Here is an 8,547-nt window from a genome sequence, read left to right on the forward strand (position 1 = left end):
CCCGCGCGGGGCGCCGCGGGGGCGGAGGCGGAACCCCCCACCGCCACCGTCGACAGCAGCTTCACCGTGTCGTCATGCCCCGCGGGGCACGCCGCGGGATCGGCGGACTCCGCCATCGGACGGCTCAGTTCGAACGTGTCGCCGCAGGTCCGGCACCGGTATTCGTAGCGTGGCATGCGCCCAGGTTAACGGTCGGCCTCCGGCGGGCGCAGCGCCTTCGGGCGCAGTTCGGCGCGCTGGACCCGGTCCTCGTCGGTGTCCGTGGCCAGCTCGGGATGGCGGGCGCGGAAGTACGGGTTGTCCTGGGGCAGCGCCGAGCCGACCCGCCCGTACATCCCGAACGTCATCAGGATCACCCCGTAGACGAAGCTGAACAGCACGTTCTGGATGCGGAACGCGAGGAAGTTCTGTTCGGTGTTCAGCAGCCCCAGGTTGAGGAAGCCGCTGAGGATGAAGGCCACGCCGACGATCATGTTGAGCGTCGACGCGAAGTTGCCGCCGATCACCATCCCGACGAAGAGCAGCAGCCCCACACAGATCGACAGCACGCTCAGCGCGCCGTTGGTGCTCAGACCGGCGACCTGGTCCCCGCGCGTGTCGAAGAAGCCCACCTTGTCGATCAGGCCGAGAATGCCGAACGCGATCAGCACCAGACCCATCAGACCCGCGCCGATCCGGTAGACCCTGTTCAGCCGGTGGTCGACGGGCAGGTGGTCGTCGAAGCTGATCCTGCGCCGCGAATCCCTGTGCACCGCGTGTGTGGCCATATCCGCCTCCCTCAGGCGTGCGGGTGGCTCGTTCGTCCCTTTCGTCCCCTAATATCCGCCTGCCCCGCATCGCGCGCCACCACACCGGGCTCAGTGACCGGCGCCGGCCCCGCGCTCCTCGCGGATCAGCGTGACCACCCGCGCCACCGTCCGCCGCACCGCCTCCGTCTCCGTCAGGAAGTGCCAGTAGTCGGGGTGGCGGCCCTCCAGGCCGGCGACGGCGCTGTCCAGACGGGCCACGGAGTCGTCCAGCGGGCGGGCGTGACGGGGGTCGGGGGTGTTGCGGCCGGCCATGGCGAGCCGCTGGGCGTCCCGGATGGCGAACCGGGTGCGGTCGATCTCCGCCTGCGGGTCCTTCTGCACGGCGTTCAGCCTCCGCAGCCGGTCACCGGCGGCGGAGACGGCCTCGTCGGTGGAGTTCAGCAGCGCCCGGGCCGTGGACAGCAGCGCGGTGGCGTCCGCCCAGCGCTGGGCGTCCCGTGCGGCCCGGGCCTCGCGGAGCTTGGCCTCGGCCTGCCGGACGGTCTCGTCGGCCTGCTCCGGCACGTGCTGGAGGTCCTGCCAGCAGGCCAGCGTGAATCGCCGCCGCAGCTCGCTGAGGATCGGCTCGACCTGCTCGGACCGGGTGGTCAGGGCCTCGGCGCGGGTGCGCAGGGACACCAGCCGGTGGTCGATCTCGGCGGCCCGCTCCGGCAGCCGCTCGGCCTCCGCGCGGATCGTGCCGGCCTCCCGGGCGACCCGCTCGGCGCGCTCCAGGGTCTGCGGGACACCGTGCTGTCCGGCGCCCTGGTTGAGCCTGGTCAGCTCGGGGGCGAGGGCGGCGAGCCGGGCGGCGAGGTCGTCGGCCCGCAGGCCCGCGTCGCGGACGGTGTCGAGGGCGGTGGTCGCGGCGAGCAGGGACTGCCGGGCGCGTTCGACGGCGGGGGCGAGCCGGGCCAGCTGGGTCTCGGCCTTGCCGAGCAGCGGGCCGAGGCCCTCGGTGAACCGGTCGAGGTCCTTCTTGACCCGGTCCAGCTCGTCCTTGGCGGTGGTCAGCTCGGTGCGGGCCCGGGCGGCGGCCGAGGCCTCCAGGTCGTCGCGGTCCAGGTCGTGGGCGTCGACCGCCTGGATGTACCGGCGGCTGGCCTCGTCGATGCGCAGGCCGAGCGCCTGGAAGTCGGCGGCGGCCCGGCGGGCGGCGGGGGAGTCGTCGACGGCGGCGATGGTCTCGATGGAGATCCGCAGATCCCGCTGGGCGGTGTCCAGTTCGTAGAACGCGGCGGCGGCGGCGTCCTTCGCGGCCTGCGCCTCGGCCCGCTGGCTCTCCGCCCGCCCGCCGAACCACCGCCGGGTGCCGCCGCCGGCGAAGGCGGCGGGCAGCGCGAGCGCGGCGATCAGCGGAAGGGCGACCAGGGTGAGGGTGTCGCGGGCCGCGGTGGAACGCGGGCCTCTGCGGGGGGCGGCACGGGGGCGGCGGCGCCCGCGCGGCATCGACGGCGAGTACGGCTGCTGCGGTGTCGCCGTCACATCCCTCTCCCGTGCTGTCATCCGCCCTGCCCGGTGTCATTCTCCCACCGGTTAAGGACGAACACACGGGCCCGTTAGTTCGCCGTACGGACCGTGACTTTGCCGTCGCCGGTGCGGGCGGACACCACATGGCCGCTGGCGTCGTCGTGCGGGACGGACACGTCCACCGCGCCGTCGCCGGTATCGGTGGCCACCCGGTAGGTGGCGCGGGGCAGGGCTATGGTGACCGACCCGTCGCCGCTGCGGGACTCCACCAGGTCCGGGACGGTGCCCAGTTCGAGCCGCACCGAGCCGTCGCCGGTGCGGGCGCGGACCTGGCGGGAGTCGACGTCCGCGCGGATGGAGCCGTCGTTCGTGTGCATCCGCAGCGGGCCGGTGGCGTCCTCGACACGGACCGATCCGTCGCCGGTGCGCAGGTCGAGCGGGCCGGTGGTGTCGGTGACGTGGACCGACCCGTCGCCCGTACGAACCGTCAGCGCGTCCCGGAAGCCGCTGGCGCGGACGCTGCCGTCGCCGTCCTCCACCTTCACGGTGACCCCGTGCGGCACCTCGATGCGGTGCTTGGTGGAGCAGTCGGCGATGAAGCCCGAGCAGTTCTCCCGGAGCACCAGCCGGTCGCCGTCCTCCATGTCCCAGGTCGTCTCCGGCTCGCCGCCCGCCACGACCGAGCCGTCGAACCAGCGGGTGACCTCGATCCGGCCCCCGGCGTACCCGTCGGCGGCCACGATCTCCAGGGCGGAGTCGTCCGAGTCCACGGTCAGCGTGGTGCCCTCGAGCGTGAAGGACCGCTTCTCCGGGTGCTCGTCGTCGCCGGCCGAGGAGCAGGCGCCGAGCCCCGCGACCAGAAGCACGACGGCACCGGCGGCGACGGCGACGCGAGCGGGTGTGGAACGGGCCATGACGGATCTCCCCCTGGGTCGGGCCGCGGAGCACGGATGCCCGCGGTTGCGATGTGCTTCGACCGTACGGTCGCGCGGCCCGCCGGAGGATCCGGGACGCTCCCGGATCCGGGGTGGGGATAACCCCCGGAGAACCCCGGGGCGACGGGTTTGCGGGACAGTGGCCCGGGCAAGGTAGGCTGTCGACTCGTTCTCGGGTGCGTAGCTCAGGGGTAGAGCGCCTGCCTTACAAGCAGGATGTCGGCGGTTCGAAACCGTCCGCGCCCACCGCACGAAGACCCCGGCCGCATAGGCCGGGGTCTTCGTCGTTCGGGGCGCCGTCTCAGTCCTGCTCCGGTTCGTCCGGGGCCTCGTGGGCGTGCTTCAGCCGGGAGCGGGCGTCGACCCGGTCCGGGCCCGACAGGTCCGACCAGTAGCGGTGGGTGCTGACGAAGACCGCGAGTTCGTGTTCGCGGCGGCGGAGCTTCTCCACCTCGGCCTGTTCGTCGGCGGACCAGCCGGGGGAGGCGGGGCGCTCCACCTTGCGCCAGCCGCCGTCGTCGCTGAAGCCGTCCAGGGGCTCGACCGACCAGGGGAGCCGCTTCAGCAGGGCCGACAGCTCGGCCCGGACCTGATGCAGCTCCTCCTGGCCGGCGCGGAGATCGCTGGGGAAGTCATAGGTCGTAGCCACGCGCTAATGCTACGCCTGTTCGATTTTAGGTCGCGAGTGGCTTCCCTCGTTCGGGGGAGCAGCGGCGGCGGTGCGGTGATTCCCCTGCGCAGAATCCGTGCACATCGCTTCATTCCTGAAGAAGGAGAAGAATCGTGCGCACCACTGCGAGGATCGCCGCGACCGTCATCGCCGGCGCCGCCCTGGCGCTGGCCGCCCCCACCGCCGCCACCGCCGGCGAGTCCGGCGGCGGCGTCTGCGGTTCCGGCGGCGCCTGTGCCATCGGCGTGGCCAAGCACTCGCCCGGCGTCCTGTCCGGCAACGTCGTCCAGATCCCGGTCAACGCGGAGCTGAACGTGTGCGGCAACTCGGTCAACATCGTCGGGCTGCTCAACCCCGCGGTGGGCAACACCTGCCGCAACTGAGGCGGTGAGGAGCGGGCCCGGCCCCGTGCGGGCCGGGCCCGTTGTCGGTGCCGGGGCCTAACGTGGCCGGCATGGACAGCGACGTGCGGCTCGTGCCGTGGGGTGAAGACGACTTCTGGCTGCTGCGCAGGACCAACGGCCCGGAGATGACCGAGCACCTGGGCGGTCCGGAGAGCGAGGAGAAGCTGGCCGGCCGGCACCGCAGATACCTGGAACTGGACCCGGCGGCGGGGCGGATGTACCGGGTGGTGCTCGCGGACGGCGGCGAGACCGTCGGCTCGGTGGGGTTCTGGGAGCGCGAGTGGCGGGGCGGGACGGTGTGGGAGACCGGATGGGCGGTGCTGCCCGAGTTCCAGGGGCGCGGGCTGGCCGCGCGGGCGGCCCGCGCCGTCATCGAGGAGGCACGGGCCGCCGGACGCCACCGCTGGCTGCACGCCTGGCCGAAGGTGACGCACACGGCGTCCAACCGGGTGTGCGAGCGGGCCGGTTTCACGCTGCTCGGGCCGGTCGAGTTCGAGTACCCGAAGGGACATCGGATCACCTGCCACGACTGGCGGTTCGACCTGAGCGGCGAGGACGGCTGACGGCGAGGGCGGCCGACCGCGCGGGGTCAGTGCCCGGCGTCGCGCAGGGCGCGCACCACCTGCTCGGCGACCGGCACGCAGACGCCGTGCCGGTCCGCCGCACGCAGCAACGCCCCGCCGATCGCGTCCAGTTCGAGCGGGCGGCCCGCTTCCGCGTCGCGTTGCATGGACGACTTGGTGGCGGCCGGGAAGGCGTCGTAGCGGGCCAGTGCCTGGGCCGGGTCGGCCGGACCGCCGCAGGCGCGGCTCACCGCGGCGGTCTCCGCGACCAGCGCGGTCAGCTCCTCGCGGTAGCGGCTGCGGACCTCGCCGAGCGGAACGGCGTACCGGGTGGTGAGCAGGGCGAACGGCGCCAGGAACGACATCTTCGCCCACAGCGTCGCCGTTTCGTCGTCCAGCACCCGGGTCGCCGGACCGGCCGCCGCGAAGGCTGCCGCCAGGGCGTCGAGGCGGGTGCGCGGCACCGGGTCGCCGGTCAGGTCGATCTCGGCGAACGGGCTGGTGTGCTCGATCTCGCCGGGGGCGACCCGGGTCGACTCGACGCGGATCGCGGCCGGGGCGACCTGCTCGGGGCGGTGGCTGGCACGCAGCAGCGCGGGGTGTTCGACACCGTTGAGGAACGGGACGAGCAGCGTGCCGCCGAGAACGTCCGGGTCCGCCGGGAGGCGGGTCAGGGCGGCGTCGAGAGCGGTGTGCTTGACCGTGATCAGGCAGGCGTCGACCGGTTCGCGCAGTGCGGTGGCGGCCTCGACGGACGCGGTGAAGTCGCCGAAGCGGGCGCTGCGCACCCGGATGCCGGTGGTGCGCAGGGTGCGCGCGGTGTCCTCGCCGGACAGGCAGATCACTCGGTGGCCGGCGCGGGACAGCAGCGCGGCGAGCAGTCCTCCCACGCCGCCGGGGCCGAGTACGGCAAAGGTGTGTGCCACGGGGTGGCTCCTCTCGTCGGTCGGCCCCGGGGTCGGTGGCCGCCTCGGAGCGGATCATGGCAGGCGGGACGGCGATGCGCACAGTGCGGGTTCGAAGAGCGAGACGTGTGAGGTCGCGGAGGAGGAGACTGGAGCCATGTGCCGGAGCATCAAGACGCTACGTCCGCCCGTGTTGCCCGAGGAGGCGACGGAGGAGGACATTCGGGCCGCCGCGTTGCAGTACGTACGGAAGGTGTCCGGGTTTCGGGCACCGGCCGCGCACAACCGCGAGGTCTTCGACCGGGCCGTGGACACGATCGCCGAGGCCACGGCCGAACTGCTGGCGGGGCTGGAGGTGCGCGGGCAGCCCGCCCGCAAGGCGGGGTAGCGGGCCGCGCGGCGGGGTGGCGGGCCGCGCGGCGGGGTGGCGGGCCCGCCCCTCAGTAGCGCTGGGCCTTGGCGATCTCCGCGGTCAGCTGCTGCCCGGCGGGTGTGCGGGTGATGGCGAGCGGCTGTTCCCGGGCGCCGGGCGCGAGGTCCTCCGCGCCGACGAAGCGGGTCTCGACGACCTTGCCGTCGGAGTCGCGGAAGTCGACCTGCACCGCGTAGGACGCGGTCTCGTCCGTGCGGTTGGTGATGTTGACGACGACGGCGAGCAGGCCGCCCGTCTCGGCCCGTGGCTTCCCGGTCAGGGACACGTCGGCCAGGGCGTTGCCCCGGCCCTCGATGTCCTCCAGCCGGCGCTGCGCCGCCGCGTTGGCCCGCGCGACCTCCGCCGACACCGACGCCTGAAACTCCGAGGCGCGGGCGGACGCGGAGGAGGCCGCCGCCGAGGCGCGCGCCCGGGCGGACTCCTCGAGTGAGGCGAGGGCGGAGGCCGGTGTGCCGGAGAACGACGCGGTGTAGGGGCCCGAGGGCGTCGGCCGGACGGAGGCGGCGACGCCGTCTCCGTCATCGTCCCCGCCGCAGGAGACGAGCGCCGCCGCGCCGGCGGCGGCGAGGAGCAGCCCGGCCATCGCGGTCCCCGCCCGGGCGCGTCGTGGTGGTCTGGTGGCCTTGGACGCGGGCGCGCTCATGCCATGGAGTCCTCTCCGTCGGGCGGTGTTCATCCCACTTCGTCGGAGTTCATCCTGCCCGCGGCGGCGGAGGGCGGCCACTCCGCGTGACGGCAAAAGGTGTAAGCGGTAACCATCTGCCGGAAGGCAGGACGTACGGCCGGTGCCGAGACCGCCGGAGGCGCCGACGTCAGGCCCCGGGTGTGCCCTCCCTGCCGTCGGCGGCGCCGGACTCGCCGGGGCCGGGGCGGTGGGCTTTGCTTGACCTGCCCGCTGCTGCGCGACCCGGCTTCTGGCCCCGGATCAGGTCCGGCGCACCACGTACGTGGCCAGGGCGCCCGCGCCGACCAGTGCCAGCGCGGACACCCCGGTGGCCAGCCAGGTGGCGCCGAGCCAGTGGGCGCCGAAGTAGCCGAGGGCGACGCTGTAACTGGCCCAGGACAGGCCGGCCAGCGCGGACCAGGGGAGGAAGTCGCGGGCGCGGCGGCGGGCGGCGCCGGCGCCGAGGGAGACGACGGAGCGGCCGGCGGGGGCGAACCGGGCCAGTACGACGAGGGCGCCGCCGCCCCGGGCCAGCGCCGCGCCGAGACGTTCCTGCGCCAGGCTGAGGCGTGGGGAGCGGGCGAGGGCGCGGTCCAGCCGGTCGCCGCCGCGCCAGGCGAGGCGGTAGGCGACGAGGTCGCCGAGTATCGACGCGGTCGTGGCGCACAGGGTCAGGACGAGGATGTCGGGGACGTCGTGGGGGACCTTGCCGGTCGCGGCGCCGGTGCCCGCGGCCGCCGCGGTCGCCGCCATGATGACCAGCACCCCGCTCGGCAGGACGGGCAGGAACACATCGAACAGGACCGACGTGACGACCATGGCGTAGATCCATGGACTGCCCGTCAGTGACCCCACACTCTCCAGCACCGTCACTCCCCGTTGTCCCCCGTAAGCCCTACGAGGGTACGCCCGGGGTGTGACACAGGGTTCATGGGGGGCTCGTGTGTTCGGTGCGGGACGTTCACCGCGTGGCCGGGACCGGGCGGTCCCGGGAACCTCGGGACCGCCCGGCCGGATGAGCCTCGGCTACGCCGTCACGCCGCCACCGGTGACTCACGGGGCGCCGGCTCCGGCTCGGCGGACCGCCTGGCGAACAACCGGTCCAGGCCGAACGCGCCGGAGCCGGTGAAGACCAGCACGAAGAAGGCCCAGCAGAACATCGCCGAGGCCTCGCCGCCGTTCTCCAGCGGCCACAGGCCCATGGACTGGTGGACGTCGAAGTACGCGTACGCCATCGAGCCGGAGGCTATGAACGCCGCCGCGCGGGTGCCGAGGCCGAGCAGTACCAGCCCGCCGCCGACCAGTTGGATCACCGCCGCGTACCAGCCCGGCCAGGTCCCGGCGGGAACGGTGCCGCCGTCGCCGCCCGCCGCCCCGCCGAGGACGCCGAACAGGGAGGCGGCACCGTGGCAGGTGAACAGCAGGCCGACCACGATGCGGAACAGGCCGATCACGTAGGGCTGTGCGCTGTTGAGACGTTCGGTCATGTGGGGGGCTCCTTCGGTCGGGCGGGTCCGGCGGACCCGTGGGGGACAGAACCGAGTGGAGCACTCACGTTAGGTGCGCCTAATCAATGCTTGCAAGTTCAACATTTAGCCAGTGTTTACGTTCCGCCCCGGAGTCCTCCACCGCCCGCCGCAGCACCGCCCGCGCCACCGCGTCCGCGTCCGCCAGCGTCACCGAGTCCACCCCCGGCCGCGCCCGTACTTCCTGAT

At 73.7% G+C, this 8,547-nt stretch carries 12 protein-coding genes and 1 tRNA gene; 4 read left to right on the forward strand and 9 right to left on the reverse strand.

Annotation, left to right across the window (positions count from 1 at the left end):
* From CCN42_RS26115 to CCN42_RS26130, 4 genes are all read right to left on the reverse strand, one after another.
* Positions 1 to 176: FmdB family zinc ribbon protein (locus CCN42_RS26115; RefSeq protein ID WP_107427648.1), on the reverse strand; the 176-nt coding region annotated here is incomplete at its 3' end.
* Positions 177 to 185: 9 nt separating this feature from the next.
* Positions 186 to 767, reverse strand: coding sequence for a DUF4383 domain-containing protein (locus CCN42_RS26120; RefSeq protein ID WP_086168155.1), 582 nt, complete (start codon positions 765 to 767; stop codon positions 186 to 188).
* A 90-nt stretch (positions 768 to 857) separates the two neighbouring features.
* On the reverse strand, positions 858 to 2,273 hold the full coding sequence (locus CCN42_RS26125; protein ID WP_086739284.1) for a hypothetical protein: 1,416 nt from the start codon (positions 2,271 to 2,273) through the stop codon (positions 858 to 860).
* A gap of 74 nt (positions 2,274 to 2,347) precedes the next feature.
* The gene (locus CCN42_RS26130) at positions 2,348 to 3,172 is read right to left on the reverse strand and encodes a DUF4097 family beta strand repeat-containing protein (protein ID WP_086739286.1); all 825 of its coding nucleotides are present in this window, start codon (positions 3,170 to 3,172) and stop codon (positions 2,348 to 2,350) included.
* A 195-nt stretch (positions 3,173 to 3,367) separates the two neighbouring features.
* Between CCN42_RS26130 and CCN42_RS26135 the strand changes: the two genes are divergently transcribed.
* Positions 3,368 to 3,439, forward strand: a tRNA-Val gene (locus CCN42_RS26135).
* A gap of 55 nt (positions 3,440 to 3,494) precedes the next feature.
* Here the strand turns inward: CCN42_RS26135 and CCN42_RS26140 are convergent.
* Positions 3,495 to 3,842 (reverse strand): hypothetical protein, encoded by a 348-nt coding sequence (locus CCN42_RS26140; RefSeq protein ID WP_086739288.1) that lies wholly within the window; start codon positions 3,840 to 3,842, stop codon positions 3,495 to 3,497.
* 134 nt (positions 3,843 to 3,976) lie between these two features.
* Between CCN42_RS26140 and CCN42_RS26145 the strand changes: the two genes are divergently transcribed.
* Together CCN42_RS26145 and CCN42_RS26150 are read left to right on the forward strand one after the other, a co-directional pair.
* Entirely contained in the window at positions 3,977 to 4,246 is a 270-nt protein-coding gene (locus CCN42_RS26145; protein ID WP_245877459.1) for a chaplin, read from the forward strand.
* Between the two features lie 71 nt (positions 4,247 to 4,317).
* The gene (locus CCN42_RS26150; RefSeq protein WP_086739292.1) at positions 4,318 to 4,830 is read left to right on the forward strand and encodes a GNAT family N-acetyltransferase; all 513 of its coding nucleotides are present in this window, start codon (positions 4,318 to 4,320) and stop codon (positions 4,828 to 4,830) included.
* 26 nt (positions 4,831 to 4,856) lie between these two features.
* On the opposite strand, the gene CCN42_RS26155 is transcribed toward CCN42_RS26150, so the two are convergent.
* Entirely contained in the window at positions 4,857 to 5,756 is a 900-nt protein-coding gene (locus CCN42_RS26155; RefSeq protein WP_086739294.1) for a ketopantoate reductase family protein, read from the reverse strand.
* 136 nt (positions 5,757 to 5,892) lie between these two features.
* Between CCN42_RS26155 and CCN42_RS26160 the strand changes: the two genes are divergently transcribed.
* Complete coding sequence (locus CCN42_RS26160) at positions 5,893 to 6,123, forward strand: DUF2277 domain-containing protein (RefSeq protein ID WP_086739302.1); 231 nt, start codon at positions 5,893 to 5,895, stop codon at positions 6,121 to 6,123.
* A gap of 52 nt (positions 6,124 to 6,175) precedes the next feature.
* Here the strand turns inward: CCN42_RS26160 and CCN42_RS26165 are convergent, their stop codons facing one another.
* The 3 genes from CCN42_RS26165 to CCN42_RS26175 form a co-directional block, all read right to left on the reverse strand.
* On the reverse strand, positions 6,176 to 6,811 hold the full coding sequence (locus tag CCN42_RS26165; RefSeq protein ID WP_245877460.1) for a hypothetical protein: 636 nt from the start codon (positions 6,809 to 6,811) through the stop codon (positions 6,176 to 6,178).
* A 282-nt stretch (positions 6,812 to 7,093) separates the two neighbouring features.
* Complete coding sequence (locus CCN42_RS26170) at positions 7,094 to 7,699, reverse strand: DedA family protein (RefSeq protein WP_169731525.1); 606 nt, start codon at positions 7,697 to 7,699, stop codon at positions 7,094 to 7,096.
* A gap of 167 nt (positions 7,700 to 7,866) precedes the next feature.
* Positions 7,867 to 8,319: a DoxX family protein gene (locus CCN42_RS26175; RefSeq protein ID WP_086739300.1), complete on the reverse strand. Its 453-nt coding sequence runs from the start codon at positions 8,317 to 8,319 to the stop codon at positions 7,867 to 7,869.
* Between the last annotated feature and the right edge of the window lie 228 nt (positions 8,320 to 8,547).

The organism is Streptomyces glaucescens (assembly GCF_002154375.1).
GTDB lineage: Bacteria > Actinomycetota > Actinomycetes > Streptomycetales > Streptomycetaceae > Streptomyces > Streptomyces glaucescens.